The following is a 25,578-nucleotide window of genomic DNA, read 5'->3' on the forward strand; positions in this document are numbered from 1 at the left end:
TATAAAGAGGGGCTACCAAGTCTGGCGCAACATTCATGCCGCTTACGGCAAGACGCATTCGGAGATCATCATGGCCGGCCACAATATTCCCCATTTCCAGAACGACGGCGGACATCGCGTCATCGAAATCGGCGTTAAGGAATTCATGTGCACCGGCGCCTCGATCCCTTACGATCATCCGCACATCTTCATCGACCTCGGCGACGAGAGCGAGAAGGTCTGTTCTTACTGCTCGACGCTCTTCCGCTACAATCCGTCGCTGAAGGCCGACCAGACCAACCCGGCCGGCTGCGTCTTCCACTTCAAGGCGGCCTGACGCCATAGCGTCCGATCGGACATAAGAGAATGCCGATCAAAGCAGCCGCAATCATCGGCGCCGGGATAGCCGGATTGACGGCGGCTCTGGCGCTGGCAAGACATGGGATTGCCTCCGACATTTTCGAGCAGGCTCCGGTATTGACCGAAGTCGGTGCCGGCCTGCAAATTTCGCCGAATGCTTCACGCATCCTCGATACGCTTGGCGTGCTCGACGCGCTTCGTCCGATCTGGCTGGAACCGGAAGACGTCCGTCTGGTATCCGGCTCCTCGCTGGAGCTTGTCGCCTCCGTTCCTTGCGGAGAGTTCGCCCGGCAGCGATGGGGCGCGCCTTACGGAACCGCCCATCGCGCCACCCTGCAGAAAGCGCTCCTCGATGCCGTATCAGCCAATGCTTTGTGCAGGCTGCATCTTGGCCAGCACATTGACATCAAAGGCAAGCAGGCTCTGGAGGAGACCGTCGGAAGAGAGCTCGATCTCGTCATCGGCGCCGACGGCGTCTGGTCGAAGGCACATGCGATGGTGCCTGGTGCGCCGACGCCGCAGTTTTCCGGCAATATCGCCTGGCGATTCTCCGTCGCACAGACGGCGGCCCCGGCCATTCTGAACAGGAAGAGCGTCACGGCATTCCTCGGTCCTTCCAGCCACCTCGTCTGCTATCCGATCCGGGAAAATGCTGCCTTCAATATCGTCGCCATCGTCTCCGGCAGCGGCACCAGCCGCACTTGGGGCGCCGCCGGCAGCAAGGCGCAACGCGAACAGATGCTCCGCGGCTTTTCCGGCTGGAACGGTGCAATCCTGCAAATACTGGAGGCCCAGGAGCAGGCGAGCTTCTGGCCACTCTACGAGATGAAGGCCGGTCGGTGGCACAATGGCAGCGATACGATCCTGATCGGCGACGCTGCGCATGCGATGATGCCGTTTGCCGCGCAAGGGGCGGCCATGGCGATCGAAGACGCATTCGAGCTTGCCGGCCTGCTTTCGGCCCGCTCACCGGCGGAAGCCTTCGAACTCTATGAGAAACATCGAGCGCCGCGCATCGCGCGCCTGAGGCAGCGCGCCGCCTTCAATCAATTCGCCTATCATGCCCGCGGCCCGATCCGCATGGCGCGCGACCTCGTTCTCTCGCTCCGTCCGCCGCAAAGCCTCGCGGCGGATATGGACTGGATCTACGGCTATCGCGCCATCGGTTGATCAGACCTCTTTTGTGGCAGCAAAGCCCTTCTCGATATCCGCCTTGAGATCGGGCACGTCTTCCAGGCCAACCTGCAGGCGGATGACCGGCCCTTCCGTCGGCACCTTGGTGACTCGCCGGTCGTTGAGATTAACGTGCAAGGCGAGGCTTTCGAAACCGCCCCAGGAATAGCCGAGAGCGAAAATCCGCAAGGCATCGAGGAAGGCATGCGCCTTCACCTTGAATTTCTGCGGATCGTCGACAGCCAGAACGAAGGAGAAAATCCCGCTCGCGCCCTTGAAGTCACGCTTCCAGAGTTCGTGGCTGGGGAAGCTCGGCAAGGCCGGATGCAAGACGCGAGCGACCTCCTCCCTGCCCTCGAGCCACTGGGCGATCGCAAGCGCGCTTTCCTGATGGCGATCCAGGCGCACGCCCATGGTGCGCAAGCCGCGCAGCACCTGATAGGCGTCGTCAGGCGCACCACAAAGGCCGAGCTGACCGTGCGCGTCGAGCAACCGCTTCCAATGCGCCTCATTGGCGGAAACCGTACCCATCAAAATGTCGGAGTGGCCGGCGGGGTATTTCGTCACCGCATGGATGGAAACATCGACACCATAATCGAGCGGCTTGAAATAGAGCGGCGTTGCCCAGGTATTGTCCATAGTCACCACGCAGCCATGGCGATGCGCCACCGCCGCGATTGCCGGGATATCCTGCACTTCGAACGTGTTGGAACCCGGCGATTCCGTATGAACCAGCTTCGTGTTCGGCTTGATCAGCTGCTCGATTCCAGCACCAACCGACGGATCGTAATATTCGACCTCGATGCCGAGGCGCTTCAGCATGGTATCGCAGAAGAAGCGCGTGGGACCGTAGACCGAATCAACGATCAGCGCATGATCGCCGGCGGAGAGGTACGCAAGAAGCGGCACGGTGACTGCAGCAAGCCCGGACGGCACGATGATCGTTCCCGCCGACCCTTCCAGCGCGTTCATTGCTTCGCATAGCGCATCCGTCGTCGGCGTGCCGCGTGTTCCGTAGGTATATTTCTGGTCGTGCGTCTCCATCACGCGCGCATTGGGAAACAGCACCGTCGAGGCACGCACGACAGGTGGATTGACGAAGCCGTGATAGTCGAACGGCGAATTGCCGATATGGGACAAACGCGTGTTGATGCCGGCGTTCGGCAGGTTTGTGTCTTTGTCTTTCATGTCAGGATATGCCTTTGGCGCTGTTGGAAGCTGGATTTGTGGCGGCCAAGTCCAGTGGGGTCAACCCCGATCGTTCCAACGCCAACATTATTAGAAGGCTAAAATAACAAAAATGGCGACCAAAACCGCATTTTCGCGCAGATTTTTGGCAAAACGCCGCTCATTTTGACGCCAAATGCCCAGTTTTCCGCCGCCCCGGGCGAAAATGCCGAATAAATCCGCAATAATTGGGGCGATCTCTTGACCGCTACACCATTTACGACTGTGATAGCGCCACTCGCACCCGAAAAGGGAAGGAACGTGGTTCTCCAGGGACCTGTCGGGCAGCGATACACTTTAACTATAAAACAAATAGACAAAGGTAGGGAAAATGAAAAAGATTGCTCTCTCCGCATTCCTCGGAGTCGCAGCCTTGGCTTACACCGCGTCCGGCGCCTCCGCGTCGACGCTGAGCGACGTAAAGGCCAAGGGCTTCGTGCAGTGCGGCGTGAATCCTGCTCTTCTCGGCTTCGCACAGCCAGATGCGTCCGGCAACTGGGCCGGCTTCGACATCGACTTCTGCAAGGCTGTGGCTTCGGCCGTATTCGGCGACCCGACCAAGGTGAAATACACCCCTCTCAGCGCCAAGGACCGCTTCACGGCGCTGCAGTCCGGCGAAATCGACCTGCTGTCGCGCAATACTACCTGGACGATCAACCGCGACACCGCGCTTGGCCTCAAGTTCCGCCCCGTCACCTATTATGACGGTCAGGGTTTCCTGGTTCACAAGGAGCTGAACGTGAAGTCGGCGCTCGAACTCTCCGGCGCGGCTATCTGCGTCCAGTCCGGCACGACGACCGAGCTCAATCTTGCCGACTATTTCAAGACCAACAACCTTCAGTACAATCCGGTGGTCTTCGACAAGCTCGAAGAAATCACGACGGCCTATGACTCTGGCCGTTGCGACGTCTTCACCACAGACCAGTCGCAGCTTTATGCCGTGCGCCTGACGTTGAAGAACCCGGACGATAACATCGTTCTGCCCGAGATCATCTCGAAGGAGCCGCTTGGCCCGGCCGTTCGCCAGGGTGACGACCAGTGGTTCAACATCGTCAGCTGGACGGCCTATGCGCTCGTGAACGCCGAAGAGTTCGGCATCACGCAGAAGAACGTCGACGAGATGAAGAATTCGGCCAACCCGGATATCAAGCGCTTTTTGGGTGCCGAGCAGGGCTCCACGATCGGCACCGACCTCGGCTTGACCAACGATTGGTCCTACAACATCATCAAGGGCGTCGGCAATTACGGCGAAATCTTCGAGCGTAACATCGGTGCAAGCAGCCCGCTGAAGATCGCCCGCGGCCTCAACGCACTGTGGAACAAGGGCGGCATTCAGTATGCACCTCCGGTGCGCTAATTCGCAGAGAGCCTAACTTTAAGAGAGAGGCGACTTCGCCTCTCTCCCCTCAAGAAAACAAGCCTGAACAGGCACATTGGGGAAAATTTCTATATGGCAATTACTGTAAACTCGCCTGAAGGCGAGCGACCGCGTATATCCGCGCTATACAACCCAAAAGTCAGGGGTGTGTTCTACCAGGCCGTCACGATTATCATCCTCGCGGCTTTCTGCTGGTTCATCGTCACGAATACGATGGACAATCTGCGCGCTTTGAACAGATCTTTTGGCTTCGACTTCCTCCAGGGCCGCGCCGGTTTCAATCTCGGTCAGGCGCTGATCCCCTATTCCAGCGATTCCACCAATACCACGGCACTCATCGTAGGCCTGCTCAACACGCTTCTGATATCGTTCGTGGGCATCATTGCCGCAACGATCGTCGGCTTCATCGTCGGCATCGGCAGACTTTCGCATAATTGGCTGATTGCGAAGCTCTCCCAGACTTATGTCGAAATCTTCCGCAACATTCCGCCGCTGCTCGTCATCTTCTTCTGGTACAGCGGCGTTCTGGTGCTGCTGCCGCAGGCGCGCGATGCCGTGCACCTGCCCTTCTCCAGCTATCTCAGCAATCGCGGCCTTGCCTTCCCGAGCCCGATTTTCGGCGCGGGCATGTGGGCCGTGGGCATTGCCTTCCTCGTCGCCATCGCTGCCGTGTTCTTCGTGGCGCGCTGGGCGCATAGGCGCCAGGCGGCAACCGGTCAGCAATTCCACACGATCTGGGTGTCGATTGGCATATTGATCGGCCTGCCGTTGCTGGTCTTCCTGGTGACAGGCATGCCGCTTTCCTTCGACTATCCTGTTGCCGGCAAATTCAACCTGACGGGTGGAACGGTGATAAGTCCGGAGTTCCTTGCGCTTCTCCTCGCCCTTTCCCTATACACCGCGTCCTATATTGCCGAGATCGTGCGCGCCGGCATTCGTGGCGTGCCAAAGGGGCAGTCGGAAGCAGCAGGCGCACTCGGTCTGCGGGCATCAGCCATCAACCGGCTGATCGTCATACCGCAGGCAATGCGCATCATCATTCCACCCCTGACGAGCCAATATCTCAATCTCATCAAGAACTCGTCGCTTGCCATCGCCATCGGCTATGCCGATGTTGTCGCTGTCGGAGGCGTGATCCTCAACCAGTCCGGCCGCGCCGTCGAAATCGTCATCATCTGGATGATCATCTACCTCATCTTGAGCATCGGAATGTCGTTGTTCATGAACTGGTTCAACGCCAAGATGGCTCTGGTGGAGAGATAAGATGTCGAGCGTGGATCAACACTTCGTCAGCAAGACATTGCTTTTGGCGCAGCCGGCACCCGCCAGCGAAAGAGGCCCGTGGCACTGGTTGAAAAAGAACCTGTTCGCCACACCCAAGGACATCGTTCTGACCTTGCTTGCTGTCGCCTTCCTTGCCTGGACGATACCGCATCTGGTCGACTGGCTGTTCATAAACGCAGTCTGGAGCGGCACAGACCGCACATTCTGCGCCACCACGGTTCAGGGCGGAACACAGCCGGATGGCTGGAACGCCGCCTGCTGGGCCTTCGTCCGCGCGAAATTCGTCGTCTTCATGTTCGGCCTCTATCCACCGGACGAGCGCTGGCGGCCGATACTCGTCTGCATCCTGATGATCGTCAGCTTCGTTCCGTTGCTGATACCGTCCGTTCCCAGGAAGGGGTTGAACGCAATCCTGGCATTCTTTGTGCTGCCGGTCATCTCGTTCTTCCTGCTTCGTGGCGGTTTCGGCCTTGAGATCATCGAAACGGAAAGATGGGGCGGCCTGCTGGTGACGCTGGTGATTGCCTTCGTCGCGATCGCGGTCTCCTTTCCGTTCGGCATCCTGCTTGCGCTTGGCCGCCGCTCGAAGATGCCGGTCGTCCGCATGCTGTGCGTGATCTTCATCGAAGTGATCCGCGGCGTGCCGTTGATCACCGTGCTGTTCATGGCCAGCTACATGCTGCCGCTGTTCATGCCGCAGGGCTGGACTGTCGATAAGCTGTTGCGTGCCGTCGTCGGTGTTGCGATCTTCACCTCGGCCTATATGGCTGAAGTCATTCGCGGCGGTCTGCAGGCGATACCCAAGGGCCAGTTCGAGGGAGCCGACTCGCTCGGCCTCGGCTACTGGCAGAAGATGCGGCTGATCATCTTGCCGCAGGCGATCAAGCTGGTCATCCCCGGCATCGTCAACACCTATATCGGCATGTTCAAGGACACGTCGCTCGTCGCGATCATCGGCATGTTCGACCTGCTCGGCATCGTCCGCCAGAACTTTGCGGATGCGGCTTGGGCGAGCGCAGTAACGCCGGTCACGGGCCTCGTATTCGCAGGATTCGTTTTTTGGCTGTTCTGCTTCGGCATGTCGCGCTATTCAGGCTTTGTGGAACGCCATCTCGACACCGGCCACAAGCGATAAAATTGAGGGAAATAGAAAATGGCTGAAGCCCAATCGAAAAAAATGACCGTCTCCGAGACCGAAGTCGCGGTCGACATGATCAACATGAACAAGTGGTACGGCGATTTCCACGTGCTGCGCGATATCAACCTGAAAGTCATGCGCGGCGAGCGCATCGTCATCGCCGGTCCGTCCGGCTCCGGCAAATCGACGATGATCCGCTGCATCAACCGTCTGGAAGAACACCAGAAGGGCCAGATCATCGTCGATGGCGTCGAGCTGACGAACGATCTGAAGAAGATCGATGAAGTGCGCCGCGAAGTCGGCATGGTGTTCCAGCACTTCAATCTCTTCCCGCACCTGACCATTCTGGAAAACTGCACGCTGGCGCCGATCTGGGTGCGCAAGATGCCGAAGAAGCAGGCGGAAGAAATCGCCATGCACTTCCTCACCCGCGTCAAGATCCCCGAACAGGCAAAGAAATATCCCGGGCAGCTTTCCGGCGGTCAGCAGCAGCGCGTGGCGATTGCCCGCTCGCTGTGCATGAACCCGAAGATCATGCTGTTCGACGAGCCGACTTCGGCGCTCGATCCGGAAATGATCAAGGAAGTGCTCGACACCATGGTCGGTCTTGCCGAAGAAGGCATGACCATGCTGTGCGTGACCCACGAAATGGGCTTTGCCCGCCAGGTCGCCAACCGCGTCATCTTCATGGACCAGGGCCAGATCGTCGAACAGAATTCGCCGAAGGAATTCTTCGACAATCCGCAGCACGAGCGCACGAAGCTGTTCCTCAGCCAGATCCTGCACTGATACGGAATGGATCGAATGAACAGGACCCGCCGCTGCATCGCAGCCGGCGGGTTTTTCATAGGTCACCTGTTATCGATCGGCTCGGTTGAGAGCGGTCAACGCAATGGCAAAGCATAGGTCTGCTTGACAACCTGGCTCGGCACGTCGGTCTTGACGTTCTGAATGCCATTGACCTTTGTCAGATGCGTGGACTGGAACTGCCTGTACTCGTCAAGATCGGCGACGGCGACACGCAGTAACGCATCGCTCTCGCCCAGCATGATGTAACATTCCATCACCTCAGGTAGCTTCTTCATGGCGGCGATGAAGCGATCGATCGTTTCAGCATCCTGGGCCAGCAGCCAGACGCGAGCAAACATCGAGAGCGGCAGGCCCGCCTTGACCGGATTCACCACGGCCACATAGCGATCGATGATGCCGGCATCCTCGAGGAGCTTCACGCGCCGCAAGCATGGCGATGGCGATAGCCCCACTTCCCTTGCCAATTCCACATTCTGAATCCGCCCGTCGCGCTGCAGCGCGCGCAATATACGCCTGTCGATTTCATCCAGCCGCATTGGCATCCTCCACCGATAATCTGCTAATCTTGAATTCCAATGCCAATAATCTGGCAGAGATTGGCATCTTCGCAAGCCGATTGCGCCGGCAGACCGCTAGGCTTCCATTCATGGAAAACACCAATCTTCTTCTCTTTGCGGCCACCGTGCTGCCTCTTATCTGCACGCCGGGGCCTGATACACTGTTCGTGGCATCGCAGACGGTCTCCGGCGGCGCCATCGCCGGACTACGTTCGACGGCCGGTATCTGCATCGGCTACATCGTCCATTCCACGCTGGCTGCTCTTGGAGTGGCAACCATCATTATCGCCTTCCCCGTCCTGTTCATGCTGCTGCGCTGGGTCGGCATCGCCTATCTTGCCTACCTTGCGGCTCGCCTCATAGGCTCTTCGCTGAAGGCTGGCCAGGTCACGCCGGCATCCAGAATTGCGACAAGTGGGTTTCGGCGCGGCTTTCTGACCTCAGTCCTCAACCCCAAGGGCATGATGATCTATTTCGCCATCCTGCCGCAGTTCATCAACCACGATGGAAACGTAGCGCTGCAGGCATCTTTACTGTCTGCCGTATTCATCGGGCTCTGCGCGATCGTCGATGTCATCCTCAGCCTCGTCCTCGCAGCGATCGGATCACGCGCCGGCTTCAGCGATCGCCACCGGCGTTGGACCGAGGGTATCGCAGGCTGTCTTCTCTTGATCGCCGCCTGGCGATTGGCAGCGTGAGCAAGGCCTGTAGCGCTTTGCATAAAACGCGATATACTCTTTGCCGCCGCTAATAACGCGGCATTCACGAGACGTCGAGGGAAGCGGGCCGTGAAGAAAAGCGACAGAATCATCGGCGGGCTTGCACTTTTAAGCGCGGCCATCATCGTCATCAAACTGGCCGGATCGATGTTCGGCTACGACCTCATCCAGATGACGGTCGATGCGACAAGACCTGCGGACACCGGCGGCTGGCCGACGGCAGCGAACTGAACTGGAACTTACTGATACCGCCTGGCTAGCGGCACGCGATGCTACCGCACGCAAATCATATCGGGAAAATGGCGACCCCTGCAGGATTCGAACCTGCGACCACATGCTTAGAAGGCAAGTGCTCTATCCAGCTGAGCTAAGGGGCCATAAGGCCTGGCCGCACCCAAGGTGCGGCGGGCAACACATGCCTGAAACCGCCGCCAAACTCAATGGCCGGCGTTCAATAAGTGCTTGGCTTCAGTGAGTCCAGGGCTGGATGCGATTGAAGCGGAAGTTGTCGGAATAGGAGACGGTCTGCCGGATCGGATCCTTCGGAGCGATGACGCGGTATTCGATACCATTGCGCTTGGCGTAATCTTCCGCCTGCTCCTGCGTCTCGAAGGTGAGCTTGAGCTGCTGGCGCGTATCGGCCGACGAGGTATAGCCCATGATCGGGTCGATCTTGCGCGGTGTTTCCTGATCGAACTCCAAAACCCAGATATTGGTTTTGGCCTTGCCGGATTGCATGGCGGTTTTTGCAGGACGATAAATCTTGGCAGGCATTGCTGCAGCGCCTCCGAATCAAGCGGGAATGATCCGCTTTCTTGCTTCTCTTGCCTCGGCGCGATCCCTTGCAGGCCGCGCAAACACGACTTTTGCTTAGCCGCGAATCCCTTTGTTTTCAAGCGAAAAGGCAGCCGTCACCAGGACGAATTCAACGACGTCAATGAAGGGGTTTTAAATGGTCGGAGTGGAGAGATTCGAACTCCCGACCCTCTGGTCCCAAACCAGATGCGCTACCAGACTGCGCTACACTCCGTACCAACGGCATGATCGCCAAAACAAGATCATGCCCTCAATTTCGCATCGCCGAACACTCGACCCTGCGGAACGAGTGGGGAGATACACGGTTCATCTGCCCGCTGCAACAGATAAAATCTTGCCGGGCAAATCTTCCCCGATGAAAATCTATTTGCCGAGCTTTGCCGAAATGGTGGCGCTCGTCACCGTGTCGCCGACGGCAAGGCCGAGTTTCCGAACGATGCCGCCATTGAGCTCGATGACATAGGCAACCGGCCCACCGGAGCTGATGATCGCTTCGGAATAAGGCACAGCGTTTTCCTGAATATGGGTAACGACACCCTTCTGATCCAGAAAGAGCATGTCGAGCGGCAGTTCGGTGTTCTTCATCCACATCATGACGGGCCGCGTCGTGCCGAAGTCAAACAGCATGCCATGGTCGGCCGGCATCTTATCGCGGTACATCAGGCCGAATTCGAGCTGTGCCGGCGTCAAGGCCAGTTCCACGGTGAATTTATGCGTCTGGCCTTTAGACGATGCGATCGAAAGCGGCTCCGAATCGAAAGCCATCGACTGCTGCCCTGCGGTCTGCGCCGCGAAAGACGATGGGGCGATGGCCCCTACGAGAAAAAGCGCCAAAATGGCGCTTTTAATGGCACATAAATACTTGTTTTTAAACGGCTTTATATATTCTACCATAACTAAAACCATATTCAAATAGGTTGCTATCGTGGTCATTATGGTCGTAATAGCGCTCGGTGTCGATGCGTGCCTGATGTGAGCGAGTCAGTCGACGACATTGTGTAGCGATCGCAAGGAATGTGGCTTCAGATCGCCTGTATTTGAGCAAAACCATTGTCACAATATCATTGGCGGATTTGGACCACCGAGGAATGCTTAGCCCCAATGGGCGTTAAGGAGCGGAGCAAGTTGCTCATCGCTCAGAACGCATTTCTGCTCTGCCACTCTCATATTTTCAGCTCCAATTGCATAACAGAATCGAATGCAACCGCTCCGCAACAGGCTGTTTCCCAATCGGACCTCACCCGACGTGGGATTGCGTTTCAGTCTGAGCTGAAATTCGTGAAACATTCGGGTTTCATGGGGATGAATAACAAAATCCGAAGGTGCACCGATATATTGACGTCCTCTATAATTCGATACTTCGTTTCTGCTCGTTGAATAGTGCGATGTACCAAATGCTTCCCCAGCTAGGCTCCAAATCTGCAAGGACACCGACTTGGCGCTCACTTCGCCTTCATTCATAAGGCCGAATTGAAAGCTAAACACCTTTTCCGTCATGCCGATACTCATGCTCTCCTGGAATGATGTATCGAGAATTAGAATTGGCGACGTCGTGCGCCTGAACGCATCCTCGATGTCATAATGTTCCATCGGATAGGATCGGCTTCCGATCCGCTTGAAATATTCCTTCTGGCCCTTCGCTTCTGAGCGATGAGGTCGTCTGTCCGACCGAGGAACGCGGACGATGATGTACCCAGAGGTTGGATCTGCAAGCGAAGGAATCCTAGCTACCTCAATACCGGTATGTCGGGGCTGCAGAAACTCAGCCGCCGCATCGCGCACGGACGTTTCAGCTCTTGCTAAGCTGGATATCGGGGTGAGCAGCTCGGCCTGATCAATTCCATCGGTTGACCTGCAATCCACGCCAAAAACGATCACGCCACCGGCTGAATTTGAGAATGCTGAGGCCTCTTTTGCTAAGATTTTCTTTCCCGCCGGAGAGAGGCTGCCATCAAGAAAGATCGGCTCGCGCAGATCATTTGCTTTAAACTCAAGCGTCAAATCTTCCTGGCGTCCGAGCAGGCGTTCGATTGCTGCTTCGCCTCCAGACAATAGTTCGTCCCACATAAATTTGCTCCTTAAACCGTCCACTGCATAGTCGACTTTTACGCTTGGTTGAAGATGTCCGCCAACTTCTCCCCCAACGTGTTTGACAACATCGAGAGGCGACAGAATCTCAATTGCCAGGTGGCCTGTCTACGCGGCGCATTGTTGATCAGGTCGCCCAACGCGGGGGCGAGATGATCGATTGATACCGATTGGTCAGCCTAGGCCATCAAAGTCCGGGCAGCGCTGTGCAGGTGTCACCGCACGCATGTGCACGGATAATTAAACGTGCATTGGAAGTCGTAGGCGAAGATTTGCACGCGTGCATTACTGAGCCAACGGCGGCGGATCAATCTTGTATTTATCGGGTATTTCGTTTGCGAGCTCTATTGGTTCAATTTTCGAAATCGATAGTATGTGACGTGCTTGGTTGACCGCAATGTAGTCGGTGTCGGATTGAGAGAACGACCCCCTGAGCTCACGAAGTAATTTTTCCTGAAGCTGATCCACGAGATATAACGGTGCAACTTCCGGATATTGGTCAATATAAGACGAATACTCAGGAAGAACTTTTTTGATCGCGTCATTTCCTGATGATAGCTTTTTTAGAATTCCGAGATCTAAGCCATTCTTAAGGGTCAAGAGCGTTATGGCGGCGTGTCCTCCAATTGTTCGTAGTGCATCAAACGCCAGCCAAGCCTCATCAGATACAAACAACTGCTCGACATCCGCCACAAGCTCATTAGGTTGGCCCTGATCCGCCAACCCGGTTGTTTGCCATATAACCTCTGCGAAAGTTCGCATTTTTTCTGCCTCGACACCGCCGGATTTGATAGTCTCATCGATCTTGGCAATGTTCAAAATTGCGACGGTGGAGATTGCGCTTCTATATTTTCGCTGGTCGATAACCGCTCTCCAAAGAGACTCGGCAGCCTTGATGCGGCGCCTATCCAGCTCTTCGTGCTTTGCGGAAAGAGCAGACAACGCACCGGACCTTAGGGATCTTAGGTCTTCCTCTTTGGATTTTATGTCGGCGCGCAACGTTTCAATTTGACGGTCAAAGCCGTGTTTCACGCTCTGCTCGATCATTGATTTCAGAAAATGGCTGCCGAGTATAGTCAACGCTGCTACCGTTGAACTAGACAACAACGCCGGACCCCAATTTTCCCAATTCATCAGCCACTCCATGCCTTAGCTGAGGCGAGAATCGCAGAAGTCGGAAAAAATAAAAGCGGCATTTCTGCCGCCCCAGATTACGCCGCCCGCACGAACATAGCTGTCTCTCATCGTATCGGGTCCCGGCCCTCGCGCTCGACGAGCACGCCCTCTTTCAACAGGGCCTTGGCCATGATGGCTGCTCGCTTTAGCGCCGCATCTGTATCTTGTAAGTATGCAACGCATACGTTATCTTTGTATACGCAAGAGACAACGCAGTACGAACCACGCACCACGAACGAGAAATGGAAAAGCCGGACATGATTGGAAAATTTGAGGAGATTGCTTTGTTAGCACTCGTGAAGGCCGGACCTCGCTCGCACGCGGCGAAGGTCTACCAAGTAATAGAAGACACTCAGATCAAGCCACCGGCGTTTGCGGCGCTCTACACCGCACTGGATCGGATGGCAGCGAAAGGCCTCGTTACTGAGGTCCGGGATGCCGCCGACAAAAGGGCAAAGCGCCTGTTCACTATCAGCGCCGAAGGCCAGCAGGCCTTGCGGGATGCGGTGAACGCGACACGTTCGATTGAGGCGCTATTGCCGGGCGGAGGTCTTGCACATGTCTGATAGGAACTACGCACAGTGGAAACAAGTGGAATGCTATATGCTTCCAGAGAGGCGCCAGCAAATGGACGACGCGGATTATCCAGCATACGGAGCTTCTGCTTGGATTTGGACGGAGAAGGATTTCGCCGTCGACGACGTTTCGCTTGTCCTTAGGCATAACTTGAAGGCGACGCCGATCTATCTTGGCGATAATCTAGACGCAGCCCTCACGGAGGCGGCAAGCTTTGTGATTGTGAGCAACATGCAGGTGGAAGTCGAAGCGTCCGCCCCGCCATCTGCCTATCTAGCCGAGCTCCTGACACCCACCAGTAAGGCGTCGGACTTTCTCGCCAATCTTGAAGAAGCCAAGTGGAATGAATGGGTCAAGCGGTATGGGGTGAAGCGAGCCACCGTCGTCTGGCATGCCCAAATTGGTCATTTTGTGTTCTTGCACTGGCTAGGCGTCGCCCTGGATGTATTGAAGCTCATCCCGAGGACATGATAAAGTCTCAGTGCTATCGCGCTCGACGAGTGATTGCCCAAGTGTTCTGGCGCGATAAAGGAGCAACTCGCCTGGAAGCGCTTTCATCATGGTGGCATCGTCATGCGCAATGCAACTCACAGTTATGCATGGCTTGGCGTGGAAGGTGACCGCGGCGATCCGGAACTTGAACGATTATTTTCGGACGTGAAGGGTGCATCCTCAGTAGCCTCACTCTCGCTTCGTTCGCCGAATATTTCCTCAACCTCAGCTAAAAACGCGGCGGCGTGTCGCGATACCGCTTTCGAATATTTCCCGACATTTTCAAAGAGAACCATCAAGTGGGCGGCGCGTTGATCATCCCGCGCACCCGCCAAATGCTCTGCCTGATGATGCATCTTCATCATAAGAAAGACCACTTCTAGCGTCCTGTCGGGGCTGACCTCAATCTCATCTTCGAACTGCTGAAAGCCTCCAGACTCAAGTAGGCCTCGGACCATATCAAAAATCGCATCATGCCCTTCAATGCTCATCGGCTCATTCGAGCGTATAGCTGGGATCAAGAGCAATTTCACAAGCATATCCGTCACATATGTCAGGGAGCTCGCATTTCGTAGAACATTGCGCGAGAGACTTTTCGACCGTCTCAGTTGAATTTTGAACGAAATGCGCTGATTGCGATCAGCATCACGCACCTGCCGCCAAAGGACATAAAGAGAAGGACCGCCGACGAGAAGCGCGGCCCAGCCTCCCAGAGCCTCAAGCCAGTCTCTCAAACACGGCACACCTTGCTTGCCGGCATCGCACCAGGGTTGGTCCAGCCACCCCCAAAATACCAGTACCAGAAAGATTACGGCAAGGATGACATAAGCCACGATCCAGCCGGTCCAATAAGTCCAGTCCTGATCCTTCTTTTGCATGATGCTGTTCTTTCGTGGTTCTTCGCGAAGGTAAGCGAGTTGCCGCATTTTTTGCAATGGCCGCGCGATTGAACCGACTCAATATCGCAGCTGATATCGGCGGTGGCGGACGGCTTGGATAGTCGATCTTTATCCCAGACTGCCTTTGGGCGGGCAGCCGCAAGGCTGCTTTGTACGCAGAAGTGATAAGATAAAAGCATCACATTGATCCGCTCTCGACCAGCAAAGGAGCGCGCGTGTATCGACATTCACCGCTGTCGAGCTTGATCACGGCATCCCGCGGACGCGCATCTATGTGCGCCTATCCTCCCAGAATTGCCTGCTCTGAGAGGTCGGTCGAGACCGGAGCATGCAACAGCGTGGCGGCGAATAGGAATGGGCCACTTCTAAGGTGTGGTAGTCTGAAAGACGCTAACCTTGTCGACAATACGAACTGAGAGAGTTTGATCGCCCAAGCTTATAAAGCAAGGCTGTATAGACGAGCCACAGGACAATTGCTCCGCGTGGGATGGCCGGACGTCGTTCTTGAAAATGTTTAGCACCAGGCCGATAGCGATGACGGTCAACACAAATTTTGAATAGCGGTCGATCATAGCGTTCCCCTAACGAATAGACATACTCCTCTTAATTGCATCGTTCTAAAAGTCAGTAGAATTCAAGATTGCATGCCGTATTGGATGCGCGCCTTCTCCAGCTCGCACATTTTGTGGGACTGAAAGTGTGAAAGTAATGATTCTGGGCGTATCGGCTGTCGCCGGTCTGTGGGTTGTATAGTGCACTGCCAGGATCGTAACGCTCGGCTCTAGCCTACACCTCCCGCCCAACAGCCTCCTTGGAACATCCCTCGCCCGCATGAGTTTTCCTCCCGTCGCAAGAAGGAGGAGCATCATGACCGACGAACTAAGTGCGGGCTTCACCGGCAAACCGACAGATCCGCCCACAGGCGCCCGGAAGGTCGCAAAGGAAGCGAAGGATGCTGTTGTCCGTGAAAGCACTGCACTCGCCGCGGGCGCTGCCCAGCATCCGCATACAGCAACCGGGATCGTCCTGACGATCGGCGCCCTCGCCTTTGCAATCGGCTATGTCATGGGCCGCGACGCAGCGTCTAGGGATACTCGCTGGTGGTGAGGGTCGCAACATAGAAATGCCGCCGGCTGGTGAGACCGGCGGCGCGCTTGTGGTGGCTGTGGTGTTGGTGGCCTGCCGCGAGCGTGCACCCTACGATCTCAGCGGCGCATGGCTTCTTGTGCTCGACGTACATCCTTGAGCATCTTCTTTTGCCACGCCTCACGGCGCCAATAAGGTATGCCGGGTCGGCTTATGTCTTCGGGAAAGGCAGTCTGCCACGCAGTAATCGGTGCGCCATCCTGATTGTCGTGCGCTTCCAGAATCCATTCTGGCTTAACCCAGCCAAAGTAAATCCACCAAGTAGCAGCCGCAGCTCCATCCGCTTTCTCAAGGGCGCGCCGTGTCTTGGCCGACACATTTATCGGTGACCAGTCCGTCCATCGGACTAACTTTACATCACCGTCCGGAATTCCGACTGTCAGCCGCACCCTTTTTTTATCAAGCCTGGCGCCTTCGAGTCCATGTCCATTCGCGTCCGCAGTATCCGTGAACCACACGCCAATTCGTCCAGCTGCAGTATCGAGATCGGTAGGCACATCCCCAACCGTTATCCCACACTTAGCAATCCCTCTGAGCATTTCGGCTCCAGTAAAGTGATATAATATCAAGATTTCCTCCAGGCCGAACGAATGAGTGAACCTATACAGGATTAGCTACGGTATGCGGAAGCCCAACGAACCTCCAAAAACCGGCCAGCGCGCTGCAGGTGTGGGCGCAGGTGGTGGTCGCGCCGGCCATTGGTGTGGTGGAGCCCACGGCTGGATTCGAACCAGCGTGATCCTCTACGGCTACTGAGATAGAAGCTCAGACCGTTACGTGGGCGAATTTGGTGACGACTATTGCTGCTCGTGCCTCGCGATGTGCCCGTACCAGGTACAGGGTTTGCCGAATTCCCTCTGCCACTCCTGATCTCGAAACCGCGCCAGATCTGCCAACGCTCCGAATACCGCGGCCGGCTCATCGGCCATTAGACCGTGCGGGCACTCAATTAGCGCGGCAGCGAACCGGAACTTGTTTGCAATGTCCGCCTCGCTCGTTATCGGCGCCGCTATGATCGCCTTGGAGATGATTATGCTGGCTTCGGTGAGCGCGCTCATAGCCTCATCTGGCATTGGACAGAATTCCGCGCCGAGAGCGTCTATTGCCGCATGAAGGCCGATCATGCGGCCGATATAGGCTTCGGTAACCATGATCTGTGTCATTTCAGTACCCTCGTTGCCGTCAATCGATTTTCGATATACATAGCGATAAACGATATTAATGTTGACAGCAAGCGAAAATCGCTAGCATTAGCTATTATTGGAGAGAGGACCGATGCTGACACCATCCCAATGCCGCGCTGCCAGAGCGCTCCTAGACTGGTCACAACAGAACCTGGCCGAATATTCAAGGATCGGTAACGCGACCATCCGAAACTTTGAGGGTGGTAAATCCGTGCCTCAGCATGCCACTCTTGATGTTCTAAGAAGATGCTTTGAGGCTGGCGGCGTCCTTTTCATTGATCAGAACGGTAATGGCCCGGGCGTCCGGTTGCGGAATCGGCAGCCTTGACAGATCCGACTATATTGACGATCGACGATGTTATCCGGATGGAGCCACAACTTCACGCGTGGGCTGAATTGGCGGCTCACGCATATGGCTTATACTCTGGTGTCAATGAGGCCATCAAACGATCCACCGAGAAGTGGCCAGCGGCCGCGCACCACGCCGCTGAATATCGGCAAGAGTTGGCGCTTATGGCCATTATCAGGATTTTTGCCACGATGGATCGGAGCGCAGAAATTTCTTTCCAAGCCGTTCACCGCTATCTTAAGTTGGCTCATGCGAGTGAGGAGATTGCGGCTTCCTATGCTGCATCAGATCCTCCCTCTCCTTTGGAGGCAGCCAAGAGAACTGTCAGGGATTCGATTGAGCGCTTTTTCGATTTATACCAAGCCATCGACTTCAAAGCGTTTGGTCGAATACAGTCCTTTAGAAATGGTCAAATTGCTCACATATCATGGCCAGAAGTTGAAGCCGCTAAGGTCACTTATGCTGACGTAGAAAGATTGGTCCGAACTTGCTGCCGCATGGCTGGCGAATTGAAACTGATGCTGACGGGCTGCAATGATTGGCCTGAAGAGCATTTGGACGACTGCCATAAGCGCGCGTGTGAATTCTGGAACGCAGCGATAAGCGCCGAAGCAGAAAACAAAACGATGCGCCGGCTTGACCCCCACATTTTCCCGCAATAGCTTCCCTCTGCGGCCCACCAATCCGCGACCACCACATCAAGGAGACTTGCAAAGCTTTCCGGCATTCGTGCCGGCGGGCGACGGTTGTTCTCTTGATGGAGGTGCGCTCGTGAGCACACCCAGTCCGCTCGATACCATTTACACAGTCGGCGAAATGGAGGTGCGACGGCGCCTGACCAATCGAGCCGTGATCAAACTAGGCAAAGGCTGGATGATGCGAACATGAGCGACCCGCTCTCAAAACTCCCGATGTTCGCGACCGACCGAGAGATTGCCATTGCCATCGTGGGCAAGGAAAGAGCCTCCATGTACGTAAAGGCCGTCATCCCGCAGCTTGAGCGGAAGGGATTTCCAAGGATCGACCAGCTTCATGATGGCCGCCCAGTCCCTTTGGTCCGTAAGTTCTACGATGGCTATTTCGGCATCACGGCTGGCTTTGCAGCTGTCGCGCCGGACGGAGAGGAAAGGCTAGGAGAATGGAAGAAATCAAGGCGCCGGCCTGACAAGCGAACTACGGTCGGCAGGCATCGTCTCCCGGCGACACGCGCTGCGCCCACAGAAGAGACACCAGAATGACTGAAAGTGATTCTCCCCGCCTAATCGGCAGGAAGGAAGCCGCCGCGTACCTCGGCATTTCAGAATCGACATTCTCGCTCTGGGTGGCCACCTACAAGATGCCGCCGTGCATCCCAGGCACGCGCAAATGGGATCGGCGTGCAATTGATGCCAAGCTTGACGAGATCAGCGGTCTTGGTGCGAATGACGGCGAAGATCCGTACGACAAATGGATGCGTGAGAACTCGCAAGGTTCGTCGGCCGGCTCAAATGCGGTTTCGGAATGGCGGGCGAAAAAACTCAACCGCCAGGCAAAGTATCGGCCACAGATGGGTCTCGGCGCAAAGCTGGAGCGAGTTTTGCTGGAGATGGCCGCCTATCCCGAACGTGATACCGTCGCGTCGATTGCCGCGGCCGGGCCGGTGCTGATGGATCAGCTTATCGAGGCTGGCGCTGTGCGTTTGGTCGGCCTTGAGCGCGACGCATTCCGCTATGCGCTTACTGAGGAAGGCAGGGATGAAGCAAAGCGGATCACAAAATGGCGCGCGTTGGCGCCCTAAGTCGGTTGCGATTCGAAACTCGACATTCCCGGTTCAAAAGTAAGAAGTAACGGGGGGAGAGTGTCATCGATGCCCGGTGTTTGCACGATTATTTCCGAGGAGCCTATGGACGATATCAAGCGGTCCTATAGCCGCGAAGAGCTGCACGAACTCGTGTGGTCCACACCAATGCAAAAGTTAGCACAGAGGTTTGGATTATCCGATCGTGGCCTTGCCAAAACATGCGCAAGACACCTTATACCAGTGCCGCCGCGCGGCTACTGGGCAAAGATTGAAGCCGGCCAAAGCGTGAAGAAAACGCCGTTGCGCTCTGTGGAAAACACAGATCTTCATACAGTTGCGATCGGAAGTGCATCTCAGCCGCCCACGCCCTTCGTGGCGTCGATAATCAAGGCAGCAATAAAGCAGGCGTCAGAATGGCAAGCGGCATCGCCGCAAACCGAACCACCCAAAGCAAGGGTCTCATCGGCCGTTAGCGAGGTTGAACGAAATCCATCCGACCCCTTCGGGCCGGAGTTCGAAGCTATAAAAAAACCTCATCGTTCGATAGCAAATCTTTGTAAGGAGCTCAGAACCTCAAAAGCCGACTCCGATGGCGAATTGCGCCTCCCTGGCATTCGCGTTCATCAATCGAGCATGGAACGGGTCGTATCGTTGCTAAATAGCATCGCTTTGCAAGTGATACAGTCTAGTATCAACATAACGCGAGACGAAAATGCGCTGCGAGCTTCCATTGGCCAAGACTGGGTAAATTTTAAAATTACTGAAGGCGTTCGTCGTGAAACACACACACCGACCGAAGAGGAGTTGGAGAAAAAGCGCTTATATGAGGGAAGGCGTAACGCGGCAAATCGACGTGGTGAATGGCTCCCGCCGAAGGAGTTTTGGCCGAAATTCGACTTTCACTATCTTGGCACCCTGACCGTCGAAATCGATAAGTGGGCGCAGGGTGCCCAAAGAAAATGGGCAGATGGGAAGAAGCGAACTCTTGAAAGCATGATTGATGGGATTGTATCGGGCATCCAATATCATCTCGCATATGAGAGGGCCGAGAGAGAAGGACGGGAGGAATCTCAGCGCCGCCGACAACACATGGCCGGCCGTAGAAAACTTCATCAACTTCGCATCGAGCGGGAAAGCAAACGTATCGCGTTTCTGAAGCAGATCGCGGATTATCAGCGCGAGGCGGCGGACCTTCGGGCGACCATTGATGCAGCGGGCTTAATAGACGCCAGCGGCTCACCTGAATATCAGCGCATGATTGAATGGGCTTGCCGAAGGCTCGCGACTATCGAGGCCTGTAATGATATTGCGACGCTCGATCAGACCCTAAAGGACAACAACCTGTTTCCTGAGAATGACGAACTTTTCGATCCAGAAGGCGATCCATCGCCGAAAACAGATTATTGGGGTCATTAACGGCTAGCGAGTAGCGATTCGTGAGACAGCTATCGGTATCTCGCCACGCGAAGTAAATCGGCCTATGAGACGAGCGAAAAGCGGCCAAAAGTTCGAGGTTTCCCCGTGACGCACAGAAAATGGAGCAAGGCGGTCACGATCGCTCTTGAGAGCCCCGACGAGTGGGTCGTTATCGATACGACGCAGGCCGCCAGTTGGGCTCTCATCGAAGATTGGCCACTTGAGGAAGCCCCCGCGCTGGACCGTGCCTTGTCCGTCTGCGCCGACGTAATCAGCGGCAAGCGAACCCCAGAGGATGCTCGCCGAGCGTTCATCGATGCCGTCAACGAAGCCAAGATACCGATGAAGGAAGGTTGAGGTCGCGCCGCGGCTCCGGTTTGCTGCCGCCTCAGCACGGGCAATCAAATCGGCGCGCTGCTGTGGCTCTAGCTTAATGAGCGCATCCATCTCGACGCCTTTGTCGAGGCTCGTGTTGGCGATGCGGTTGATATCGGTACCAAGCTCGCGAGCGCGGGCGATTTTGATGTTAATGTCGCGTTTGGAGGCGCCTGTGACGCTCGCTACCTCAGATGCAAATTGCTGAGGCATCCCTCGACCCCTAGCAATAGTGGGAAAATTTTTCCCACTATTCATCTCATCCCAGATCTGCTTTCTGCGATGGATATGTGCCGCTTCTTGTGCCGGCGAAAGCTCGGCACGCTGCAGGTTCTCGTCGATTTCCATGAGCTCGGCGCGCAGGTCGTCGACGTCATAGACGACACATTCGACGATTTTCAGAGCTTAAATGACGTGCCACTACGAAAACTCTCCTCCCTTCATAGTTGATTTATTTAGATCCATTGGCGCAATATATGCGGGCATCGAAAGGGGGCCGAGATGTTTCGTAGTGTTTCGCTGGCAGCAGCTGTATTTTTTGTAACAACCCTGCCGGGACAGGCCGGTTTCCAAAGCTGGTCTGTCGACAAGGAATCCGACCCGTTCTCTGGTGGCGAGAGCGTATCGGTCAACTTCATGACAACGCTTCGTTCTGGTATTCTCGTGCTCTGCGACAGCGCCAAGAAAGGTCTGAAGGTCCGAGCAATTCCCGGGTTTGCCTACGACCAACGCCTTGATAATTTCAAGCCGACGCTGAAGTTCGCATTTGACGGAAAGCTTCTATTTACCGCTGAGGGCGAAACTGGATCAGTGGGCAATAATCTAGCCGCCTCAGAGGTTATGTTGGAAGGTGACCAAGCGAAGCAATTCGTTGAGTCGTTCGCATCAGCGAAGAAGCAGATCGCGATTGACGACGGGATTGCAGACAAGCCTCATCTTCTGACTGCCAAAGGTTCGACTTCGTCAGGCGCTGCGATTGTTTCGTGTGTCGAAAAGCAGGGCAGCCCGTCCTGATCAGTAAGCCCATCCATCGTTTGTATCGGCGCCATGATCGAGTGGCTGTTCTTGCTGCGCTTTCCATTTGGCGACCATGTGCCGCGTATAGGACTGCGACGCGCGGCCTAGAAGGTCTGCGAGATTCCGAAAACTTACGCCGATGATTTTCAAGAGGTGCCTATGAAAAAATCCGAAGCAGAGAAGGCCATCCGATCTTTGAGCACGACATGGTTTCGATCGCTGCCGGAAGCGGAAAAAGAACATCCAAGCTTCGGCTCGTTTAAGAGCTGGATGCGATCCAACGGATATGGCCACTATCTCGACTTCCGATCAACAGGCGGCGCAGATGAGGCGGCCGAATGGTGGTTCGATCAGGAACTCAAACAGACGTGGCGAAGATAAGCATGGGTTATCCTGACAAAGTTTTCGCGCTCATTGACAACGTGCATTCCGCCTTCAGCGCAGCGAAGACAATAGAGCAGACAGAAGCCGCATGGGACTACTTTCATGTGCTCGAAGCATACATTGAACGGACATGGCCACATGAGCCCGCAACGATGGACACCCTGCGGCGCCTAATTTCCAGTCTATCTACGTTCACCATGCACGTGCGTCAGAGGATGCCGTCGCCCTACAACGGCTGGCGTAGCGATCTAGGTTTGCTGCGCAGCCGCGTTTCACCGAATGTTAGCGAGAACGGCTAGGGAGCTTGCGATGGGGAAGCCGCAGCGGCCGGCGATAAAGGCGCAAAGAAAGCCTCGTAAAAGGACCGCCTCTCGCCCAGCCCTGCCGGCGTGGATTTACTTCGTCGCGATCATTGCCACTCCAGTGACTATAGAGTTTTTTATCCCCAGGCATTGGGCTCACTTTCCCTGGATAGTCGGTCCAATTGCTTGGTTGGTGACAATTGTGGCCGCGATCTCTTTCCTATGGTCGCTGATTACTCTCAAAGGGCTGACCATTGGATCTGCGGGCAGTTGTATGGCTCTCGCGGCCTTCATTGTTGCCGGCACGGTATACTTGTTGGCGCCGCCGATAGCGTTTGTATTGACGCTGTTGGTCTCACAGGTCGCAGCGACAATCATCTTCATCATGCTGATGTTTATCTTACGGAGGATTCAAATTGCCTTGGATCCTCTGCACCATCAGGAAATTCGCCCTCCGATCCTGAACCTGGCCACAGGCCGCGAGTGGCTACGGCGCGCCCTGCCGGGTCTGGTTTTATGGGATGGCCTAACGCTTATTTTCCTCCAGACAGGATGCAAAGATCTCACCATAGCGACAGACGTTCGCAGGTGCATGGATGGCGAAGTCTTAATGGGAATCCATGGCCCCTTTTCAAACATCTACTACGCGGCATACTTCGGGATGATGGCTTTCGTGTCACCAGTTATGGCTATCCTTCAAACGCTTTGGCGCCTTGCGAAGCGTTCTGACGATAACAATGAGATGTCGCTATAGCGGGATGCCGGAAGGCAACAATGTAATTATTGCGATCGCGGCACCGATATCGAACGCATCATCGGGGCTGCCAACGCAAGAGGCGGTCTGTCAACGACGCCGACGGAAGTGAAACATCAGGGCCAAAAGCAAAATTGTAGGAATACCGGCGATGCTGGAAAGCGCCGCGTACCCCCAGAGATCCTGCGCCTCGCCAGTGCATCGAGCAAAAGGACAAACAATCTGCGCCGTTGCAATCAGCGCGAGAAAGGCAACTGCGAGCAGGATTAGAAAGGCCATGATCGCGGAAGCTAACGTGAACGCGAAAATGCGATTGATAAACCCAATTGCCGCCTGCATTGCCTGACCTTTTCCGGCTTAACCTTCCCGCTTTTTTTACATGAGCTCAGTTGTCCTGGCCATGCTCCTCGAAAGCTCTCGACACCTTCAGCCGGCTATCCCAATTTGCCAGATATTCCCGCGCTAGTTCCCGGCTCTCCGTAAACGTGACATTCTCCGCGTTCCGCTTCTGCGCTCCGCGGTGTAATTGTACGAGCCGCCAATGGTTAGGTGGCCGTCAATCACGATAATCTTGTTATGCGCGATCGCCGGCTCGAAATCGATCCAGACCGGAACGCCGGCGCCTTCAAGCAGTGTCGCGCCCGAGTATTTCCTCTCATTCGTCTTGTCGAGGATGGCCAGGACTTCGACGCCCCTGCCCGCGGCTCGCTGGAGGGCATGGATGATCGGAAGCGACGTGAAGCCATAAGCCTGGATCTACGAGAGATTGTTGCTCACAATCTTGTTCGAGCCGGTCCCATTATCCACCACACCGCCGCCGGAATTACCGTGGACGCGATTATTGGTGATGATGTAACGGTCCGAGGCGCCTGAACTTACGACAATACCGTACGTGTTTGATGGCGTCGTTGGGTCATAAGATCCAGCGCTGACATTACTGATCGTAAAGTCAGATACGCCAGGGCCAGCCGCAATTCCATAGTAGTAACCTGCACACATACCGTTCGAAATCGTTACGTTTTTGACGTTTGCGCCTTGAAAGAGAATCCCCGAATTCGCAGGGCCAAAATCATTGTGGCAGACGAAGTTCGAAATGTTTACGTCAGCGACGGTCCCTGCAGAACCATCGATGAATATGCCATTTTGTCCACCGCTAGCCGGGCTCGCCCAAACATTCGAGAACTTCGTCCATATGACGCTTCCGCCACTTGCCGGCTGGATGGCTACGCAGTTGCCGACACACGTATCGAAGTACGTATTCGTGGCGTAAATCGCCTGTGCTACTTGTCCTGAGCCGGGGTTAACCAGCAGAGCGGTCCCTTGGCCGACAATATCGCTATTGTCCAACATGAGGGCGCCAACGGCTTTTACGTTGATCCCATAGGTTGGGGGGCCGACCGTATCATTGAGAAACAAAAGTCCTTCTAAGCGTACATCTGTGCCCGGCACATTCATCCAAATTCCGCCGCCGTTGGGGGCGGCGGCTGCAGCAACTGCGTTGTGAAGTACGCAATCTCTGACGTACACCGGAGCGGCGGGAGAGTTGATATTTATCGCGCAATAATGATTATCGAAACGGCACCGTTCGATATGGCTAAAGGCACCTGTCAGCAATACAAAAGCACCGGCGGTGCGAGCGACCGACGATGTGAAGCCGAGCATTTCCACCGCGGAATCCCAACCGCTGATATTTAGAATGTTGGCCGTTGCTGACGTCGTCGACAAAATGGAGCCCTGTTGACCGGCACCGCAGAACACTACGCCGCGAACGGTCGATGAAATTTCCGCTGAGACGCGATAAGTCCCTGCGGGGAAAAATACTTTTCCGCCCGCGGATAGCGAATTTACTGCCGCTTGAATTGCCGCAGTATCGTCCGTGGATCCGTTGCCCAGCGCACCGAAATTCTTAACGTTCGCTACGTCGCTAACAACTGCCCGCAATGTCCGGGCTACAGCACCAGTCCCTGATGCCGTTACTGTGTCGCTTGAGAGATCGGTCATGAAAACTCCTCTAGGTTAACGCAGGCAGGAAAGCTCACTTAGCGACAACCTGCAAGATCAACCTCTGCGACATAAGCTGCGCCGAACTAGTAGGTGCCGCGTTTGACAAGCATCCTGAAAACGCTCTTGTCGGGCTTCCCTTGCATGTCCGCAAGCCTTGACGTCCATGTGAAAACATCCATCCACTTAGAGTGGTAG

General features: G+C 55.6%; 31 protein-coding genes and 3 tRNA genes. 19 read left to right on the top strand and 15 right to left on the bottom strand.

Features of this window, described 5'->3' with window-relative positions:
* Nucleotides 1-70: 70 nt before the first annotated feature.
* Nucleotides 71-316 carry a zinc-finger domain-containing protein gene (locus GA0061103_RS23940; protein ID WP_092715890.1) on the top strand — a complete coding sequence of 82 codons (246 nt, stop codon included), beginning with the start codon at nt 71-73 and terminating at the stop codon, nt 314-316.
* A gap of 29 nt (nt 317-345) precedes the next feature.
* The gene (locus tag GA0061103_RS23945; RefSeq protein WP_092715582.1) at nt 346-1,509 is read left to right on the top strand and encodes an FAD-dependent monooxygenase; all 1,164 of its coding nucleotides are present in this window, start codon (nt 346-348) and stop codon (nt 1,507-1,509) included.
* Here GA0061103_RS23945 and GA0061103_RS23950 read toward each other — a convergent pair whose 3' ends face one another.
* Nucleotides 1,510-2,700, bottom strand: a complete 1,191-nt coding sequence (locus GA0061103_RS23950; RefSeq protein ID WP_092715584.1) for a cystathionine beta-lyase — start codon at nt 2,698-2,700, stop codon at nt 1,510-1,512. It lies immediately after the preceding gene.
* A gap of 370 nt (nt 2,701-3,070) precedes the next feature.
* Here GA0061103_RS23950 and GA0061103_RS23955 point away from each other — a divergent pair, with 370 nt between their 5' ends.
* The 4 genes from GA0061103_RS23955 (at nt 3,071) to GA0061103_RS23970 (ending at nt 7,328) form a co-directional block, all read left to right on the top strand.
* The gene (locus tag GA0061103_RS23955) at nt 3,071-4,096 is read left to right on the top strand and encodes an amino acid ABC transporter substrate-binding protein (RefSeq protein WP_092715586.1); all 1,026 of its coding nucleotides are present in this window, start codon (nt 3,071-3,073) and stop codon (nt 4,094-4,096) included.
* Between the two features lie 93 nt (nt 4,097-4,189).
* A complete protein-coding gene (locus tag GA0061103_RS23960) occupies nt 4,190-5,380 on the top strand; it encodes an amino acid ABC transporter permease (protein WP_092715588.1) in 1,191 nt (396 codons plus the stop codon).
* A 1-nt stretch (nt 5,381) separates the two neighbouring features.
* Nucleotides 5,382-6,536, top strand: a complete 1,155-nt coding sequence (locus GA0061103_RS23965) for an amino acid ABC transporter permease (protein ID WP_092715590.1) — start codon at nt 5,382-5,384, stop codon at nt 6,534-6,536.
* Nucleotides 6,537-6,554: 18 nt separating this feature from the next.
* Nucleotides 6,555-7,328 carry an amino acid ABC transporter ATP-binding protein gene (locus tag GA0061103_RS23970; protein ID WP_015339774.1) on the top strand — a complete coding sequence of 258 codons (774 nt, stop codon included), beginning with the start codon at nt 6,555-6,557 and terminating at the stop codon, nt 7,326-7,328.
* Between the two features lie 95 nt (nt 7,329-7,423).
* Here GA0061103_RS23970 and GA0061103_RS23975 read toward each other — a convergent pair whose 3' ends face one another.
* Nucleotides 7,424-7,891 (bottom strand): Lrp/AsnC family transcriptional regulator, encoded by a 468-nt coding sequence (locus tag GA0061103_RS23975; RefSeq protein WP_208603562.1) that lies wholly within the window; start codon nt 7,889-7,891, stop codon nt 7,424-7,426.
* Nucleotides 7,892-7,995: 104 nt separating this feature from the next.
* Here GA0061103_RS23975 and GA0061103_RS23980 point away from each other — a divergent pair, with 104 nt between their 5' ends.
* The gene (locus GA0061103_RS23980; protein WP_092715892.1) at nt 7,996-8,604 is read left to right on the top strand and encodes a LysE family translocator; all 609 of its coding nucleotides are present in this window, start codon (nt 7,996-7,998) and stop codon (nt 8,602-8,604) included.
* Nucleotides 8,605-8,694: 90 nt separating this feature from the next.
* Nucleotides 8,695-8,856 (top strand): hypothetical protein, encoded by a 162-nt coding sequence (locus GA0061103_RS35115; protein WP_167376638.1) that lies wholly within the window; start codon nt 8,695-8,697, stop codon nt 8,854-8,856.
* A gap of 69 nt (nt 8,857-8,925) precedes the next feature.
* Here the strand turns inward: GA0061103_RS35115 and GA0061103_RS23985 are convergent.
* The 6 genes from GA0061103_RS23985 to GA0061103_RS24010 form a co-directional block, all read right to left on the bottom strand.
* Nucleotides 8,926-9,002 (bottom strand) — tRNA-Arg (locus GA0061103_RS23985).
* Nucleotides 9,003-9,093: 91 nt separating this feature from the next.
* Nucleotides 9,094-9,399 (bottom strand): ETC complex I subunit, encoded by a 306-nt coding sequence (locus GA0061103_RS23990; protein ID WP_092715594.1) that lies wholly within the window; start codon nt 9,397-9,399, stop codon nt 9,094-9,096.
* Between the two features lie 179 nt (nt 9,400-9,578).
* Nucleotides 9,579-9,655 (bottom strand) — tRNA-Pro (locus GA0061103_RS23995).
* A 149-nt stretch (nt 9,656-9,804) separates the two neighbouring features.
* A complete protein-coding gene (locus GA0061103_RS24000; protein WP_092715893.1) occupies nt 9,805-10,347 on the bottom strand; it encodes a DUF192 domain-containing protein in 543 nt (180 codons plus the stop codon).
* A 186-nt stretch (nt 10,348-10,533) separates the two neighbouring features.
* Nucleotides 10,534-11,508, bottom strand: a complete 975-nt coding sequence (locus tag GA0061103_RS24005; RefSeq protein ID WP_092715596.1) for an AlbA family DNA-binding domain-containing protein — start codon at nt 11,506-11,508, stop codon at nt 10,534-10,536.
* A gap of 306 nt (nt 11,509-11,814) precedes the next feature.
* On the bottom strand, nt 11,815-12,663 hold the full coding sequence (locus tag GA0061103_RS24010) for a hypothetical protein (protein WP_141694460.1): 849 nt from the start codon (nt 12,661-12,663) through the stop codon (nt 11,815-11,817).
* Between the two features lie 284 nt (nt 12,664-12,947).
* Between GA0061103_RS24010 and GA0061103_RS24020 the strand changes: the two genes are divergently transcribed.
* Together GA0061103_RS24020 and GA0061103_RS24025 are read left to right on the top strand one after the other, a co-directional pair.
* Complete coding sequence (locus GA0061103_RS24020; protein WP_092715600.1) at nt 12,948-13,271, top strand: PadR family transcriptional regulator; 324 nt, start codon at nt 12,948-12,950, stop codon at nt 13,269-13,271.
* Between the two features lie 61 nt (nt 13,272-13,332).
* Nucleotides 13,333-13,752 carry a hypothetical protein gene (locus GA0061103_RS24025; protein ID WP_141694461.1) on the top strand — a complete coding sequence of 140 codons (420 nt, stop codon included), beginning with the start codon at nt 13,333-13,335 and terminating at the stop codon, nt 13,750-13,752.
* Between the two features lie 122 nt (nt 13,753-13,874).
* Here GA0061103_RS24025 and GA0061103_RS24030 read toward each other — a convergent pair whose 3' ends face one another.
* Nucleotides 13,875-14,651, bottom strand: coding sequence for a hypothetical protein (locus GA0061103_RS24030; RefSeq protein WP_141694462.1), 777 nt, complete (start codon nt 14,649-14,651; stop codon nt 13,875-13,877).
* A gap of 888 nt (nt 14,652-15,539) precedes the next feature.
* On the opposite strand from GA0061103_RS24030, the gene GA0061103_RS24040 reads away from it, so the two are divergent.
* Nucleotides 15,540-15,779 (top strand): hypothetical protein, encoded by a 240-nt coding sequence (locus GA0061103_RS24040; RefSeq protein WP_167376640.1) that lies wholly within the window; start codon nt 15,540-15,542, stop codon nt 15,777-15,779.
* A 98-nt stretch (nt 15,780-15,877) separates the two neighbouring features.
* Here GA0061103_RS24040 and GA0061103_RS24045 read toward each other — a convergent pair whose 3' ends face one another.
* The 3 genes from GA0061103_RS24045 to GA0061103_RS24050 all read right to left on the bottom strand — a co-directional run bounded on the left by GA0061103_RS24045 (nt 15,878) and on the right by GA0061103_RS24050 (nt 16,981).
* Nucleotides 15,878-16,357, bottom strand: a complete 480-nt coding sequence (locus GA0061103_RS24045) for a hypothetical protein (RefSeq protein WP_092715608.1) — start codon at nt 16,355-16,357, stop codon at nt 15,878-15,880.
* 168 nt (nt 16,358-16,525) lie between these two features.
* A tRNA-OTHER gene (locus GA0061103_RS35120) sits at nt 16,526-16,601 on the bottom strand.
* A 14-nt stretch (nt 16,602-16,615) separates the two neighbouring features.
* Nucleotides 16,616-16,981: a hypothetical protein gene (locus tag GA0061103_RS24050; RefSeq protein WP_092715610.1), complete on the bottom strand. Its 366-nt coding sequence runs from the start codon at nt 16,979-16,981 to the stop codon at nt 16,616-16,618.
* Between the two features lie 345 nt (nt 16,982-17,326).
* Between GA0061103_RS24050 and GA0061103_RS24060 the strand changes: the two genes are divergently transcribed.
* The 8 genes from GA0061103_RS24060 to GA0061103_RS24100 all read left to right on the top strand — a co-directional run bounded on the left by GA0061103_RS24060 (nt 17,327) and on the right by GA0061103_RS24100 (nt 23,379).
* Entirely contained in the window at nt 17,327-18,013 is a 687-nt protein-coding gene (locus GA0061103_RS24060; protein ID WP_092715614.1) for an AbiU2 domain-containing protein, read from the top strand.
* Between the two features lie 222 nt (nt 18,014-18,235).
* On the top strand, nt 18,236-18,589 hold the full coding sequence (locus tag GA0061103_RS24065) for a hypothetical protein (RefSeq protein ID WP_245304853.1): 354 nt from the start codon (nt 18,236-18,238) through the stop codon (nt 18,587-18,589).
* Nucleotides 18,586-19,128 carry a helix-turn-helix transcriptional regulator gene (locus GA0061103_RS35445; RefSeq protein ID WP_245304854.1) on the top strand — a complete coding sequence of 181 codons (543 nt, stop codon included), beginning with the start codon at nt 18,586-18,588 and terminating at the stop codon, nt 19,126-19,128. The genes GA0061103_RS24065 and GA0061103_RS35445 overlap by 4 nt, the downstream gene beginning before the upstream one ends.
* Nucleotides 19,129-19,233: 105 nt before the next feature.
* Nucleotides 19,234-20,547, top strand: coding sequence for a hypothetical protein (locus GA0061103_RS24075; protein WP_141694463.1), 1,314 nt, complete (start codon nt 19,234-19,236; stop codon nt 20,545-20,547).
* Nucleotides 20,548-20,652: 105 nt separating this feature from the next.
* Complete coding sequence (locus tag GA0061103_RS24080; RefSeq protein ID WP_092715618.1) at nt 20,653-20,904, top strand: DUF982 domain-containing protein; 252 nt, start codon at nt 20,653-20,655, stop codon at nt 20,902-20,904.
* A 519-nt stretch (nt 20,905-21,423) separates the two neighbouring features.
* Complete coding sequence (locus tag GA0061103_RS24085; protein WP_092715620.1) at nt 21,424-21,936, top strand: hypothetical protein; 513 nt, start codon at nt 21,424-21,426, stop codon at nt 21,934-21,936.
* A gap of 162 nt (nt 21,937-22,098) precedes the next feature.
* Nucleotides 22,099-22,320, top strand: coding sequence for a hypothetical protein (locus tag GA0061103_RS24090; protein ID WP_092715622.1), 222 nt, complete (start codon nt 22,099-22,101; stop codon nt 22,318-22,320).
* A gap of 312 nt (nt 22,321-22,632) precedes the next feature.
* Entirely contained in the window at nt 22,633-23,379 is a 747-nt protein-coding gene (locus GA0061103_RS24100) for a hypothetical protein (protein WP_092715626.1), read from the top strand.
* Nucleotides 23,380-23,469: 90 nt separating this feature from the next.
* Here the strand turns inward: GA0061103_RS24100 and GA0061103_RS24105 are convergent, their stop codons facing one another.
* From GA0061103_RS24105 to GA0061103_RS24115, 3 genes are all read right to left on the bottom strand, one after another.
* The gene (locus tag GA0061103_RS24105; RefSeq protein ID WP_092715628.1) at nt 23,470-23,718 is read right to left on the bottom strand and encodes a hypothetical protein; all 249 of its coding nucleotides are present in this window, start codon (nt 23,716-23,718) and stop codon (nt 23,470-23,472) included.
* 123 nt (nt 23,719-23,841) lie between these two features.
* Entirely contained in the window at nt 23,842-24,135 is a 294-nt protein-coding gene (locus tag GA0061103_RS35685) for a phospholipase D-like domain-containing protein (RefSeq protein WP_092715630.1), read from the bottom strand.
* A complete protein-coding gene (locus tag GA0061103_RS24115) occupies nt 24,136-25,380 on the bottom strand; it encodes a glycosyl hydrolase family 28-related protein (RefSeq protein ID WP_092715632.1) in 1,245 nt (414 codons plus the stop codon).
* Between the last annotated feature and the right edge of the window lie 198 nt (nt 25,381-25,578).

It is taken from the genome of Martinezella multihospitum (genome assembly GCF_900094585.1).
GTDB lineage: Bacteria > Pseudomonadota > Alphaproteobacteria > Rhizobiales > Rhizobiaceae > Rhizobium > Rhizobium multihospitium.

Excerpts from the sequence above, each read along its gene's own strand:
- GA0061103_RS23940 (WP_092715890.1), top strand. The coding sequence starts at position 71 with ATGGCCGGCCACAATATTCCCCATTTCCAGAACGACGGCGGACATCGC.
- GA0061103_RS23945 (WP_092715582.1), top strand. The coding sequence starts at position 346 with ATGCCGATCAAAGCAGCCGCAATCATCGGCGCCGGGATAGCCGGATTG.
- GA0061103_RS23950 (WP_092715584.1), bottom strand. The coding sequence starts at position 2,700 with ATGAAAGACAAAGACACAAACCTGCCGAACGCCGGCATCAACACGCGT.
- GA0061103_RS23955 (WP_092715586.1), top strand. The coding sequence starts at position 3,071 with ATGAAAAAGATTGCTCTCTCCGCATTCCTCGGAGTCGCAGCCTTGGCT.
- GA0061103_RS23960 (WP_092715588.1), top strand. The coding sequence starts at position 4,190 with ATGGCAATTACTGTAAACTCGCCTGAAGGCGAGCGACCGCGTATATCC.
- GA0061103_RS23965 (WP_092715590.1), top strand. The coding sequence starts at position 5,382 with ATGTCGAGCGTGGATCAACACTTCGTCAGCAAGACATTGCTTTTGGCG.
- GA0061103_RS23970 (WP_015339774.1), top strand. The coding sequence starts at position 6,555 with ATGGCTGAAGCCCAATCGAAAAAAATGACCGTCTCCGAGACCGAAGTC.
- GA0061103_RS23975 (WP_208603562.1), bottom strand. The coding sequence starts at position 7,891 with ATGCCAATGCGGCTGGATGAAATCGACAGGCGTATATTGCGCGCGCTG.
- GA0061103_RS23980 (WP_092715892.1), top strand. The coding sequence starts at position 7,996 with ATGGAAAACACCAATCTTCTTCTCTTTGCGGCCACCGTGCTGCCTCTT.
- GA0061103_RS23990 (WP_092715594.1), bottom strand. The coding sequence starts at position 9,399 with ATGCCTGCCAAGATTTATCGTCCTGCAAAAACCGCCATGCAATCCGGC.
- GA0061103_RS24000 (WP_092715893.1), bottom strand. The coding sequence starts at position 10,347 with ATGGTTTTAGTTATGGTAGAATATATAAAGCCGTTTAAAAACAAGTAT.
- GA0061103_RS24005 (WP_092715596.1), bottom strand. The coding sequence starts at position 11,508 with ATGTGGGACGAACTATTGTCTGGAGGCGAAGCAGCAATCGAACGCCTG.
- GA0061103_RS24010 (WP_141694460.1), bottom strand. The coding sequence starts at position 12,663 with ATGAATTGGGAAAATTGGGGTCCGGCGTTGTTGTCTAGTTCAACGGTA.
- GA0061103_RS24020 (WP_092715600.1), top strand. The coding sequence starts at position 12,948 with ATGGAAAAGCCGGACATGATTGGAAAATTTGAGGAGATTGCTTTGTTA.
- GA0061103_RS24025 (WP_141694461.1), top strand. The coding sequence starts at position 13,333 with ATGGACGACGCGGATTATCCAGCATACGGAGCTTCTGCTTGGATTTGG.
- GA0061103_RS24030 (WP_141694462.1), bottom strand. The coding sequence starts at position 14,651 with ATGCAAAAGAAGGATCAGGACTGGACTTATTGGACCGGCTGGATCGTG.
- GA0061103_RS24040 (WP_167376640.1), top strand. The coding sequence starts at position 15,540 with ATGACCGACGAACTAAGTGCGGGCTTCACCGGCAAACCGACAGATCCG.
- GA0061103_RS24045 (WP_092715608.1), bottom strand. The coding sequence starts at position 16,357 with ATGCTCAGAGGGATTGCTAAGTGTGGGATAACGGTTGGGGATGTGCCT.
- GA0061103_RS24050 (WP_092715610.1), bottom strand. The coding sequence starts at position 16,981 with ATGACACAGATCATGGTTACCGAAGCCTATATCGGCCGCATGATCGGC.
- GA0061103_RS24065 (WP_245304853.1), top strand. The coding sequence starts at position 18,236 with ATGAGCGACCCGCTCTCAAAACTCCCGATGTTCGCGACCGACCGAGAG.
- GA0061103_RS35445 (WP_245304854.1), top strand. The coding sequence starts at position 18,586 with ATGACTGAAAGTGATTCTCCCCGCCTAATCGGCAGGAAGGAAGCCGCC.
- GA0061103_RS24075 (WP_141694463.1), top strand. The coding sequence starts at position 19,234 with ATGGACGATATCAAGCGGTCCTATAGCCGCGAAGAGCTGCACGAACTC.
- GA0061103_RS24085 (WP_092715620.1), top strand. The coding sequence starts at position 21,424 with ATGTTTCGTAGTGTTTCGCTGGCAGCAGCTGTATTTTTTGTAACAACC.
- GA0061103_RS24090 (WP_092715622.1), top strand. The coding sequence starts at position 22,099 with ATGAAAAAATCCGAAGCAGAGAAGGCCATCCGATCTTTGAGCACGACA.
- GA0061103_RS24100 (WP_092715626.1), top strand. The coding sequence starts at position 22,633 with ATGGGGAAGCCGCAGCGGCCGGCGATAAAGGCGCAAAGAAAGCCTCGT.
- GA0061103_RS24105 (WP_092715628.1), bottom strand. The coding sequence starts at position 23,718 with ATGCAGGCGGCAATTGGGTTTATCAATCGCATTTTCGCGTTCACGTTA.
- GA0061103_RS24115 (WP_092715632.1), bottom strand. The coding sequence starts at position 25,380 with ATGACCGATCTCTCAAGCGACACAGTAACGGCATCAGGGACTGGTGCT.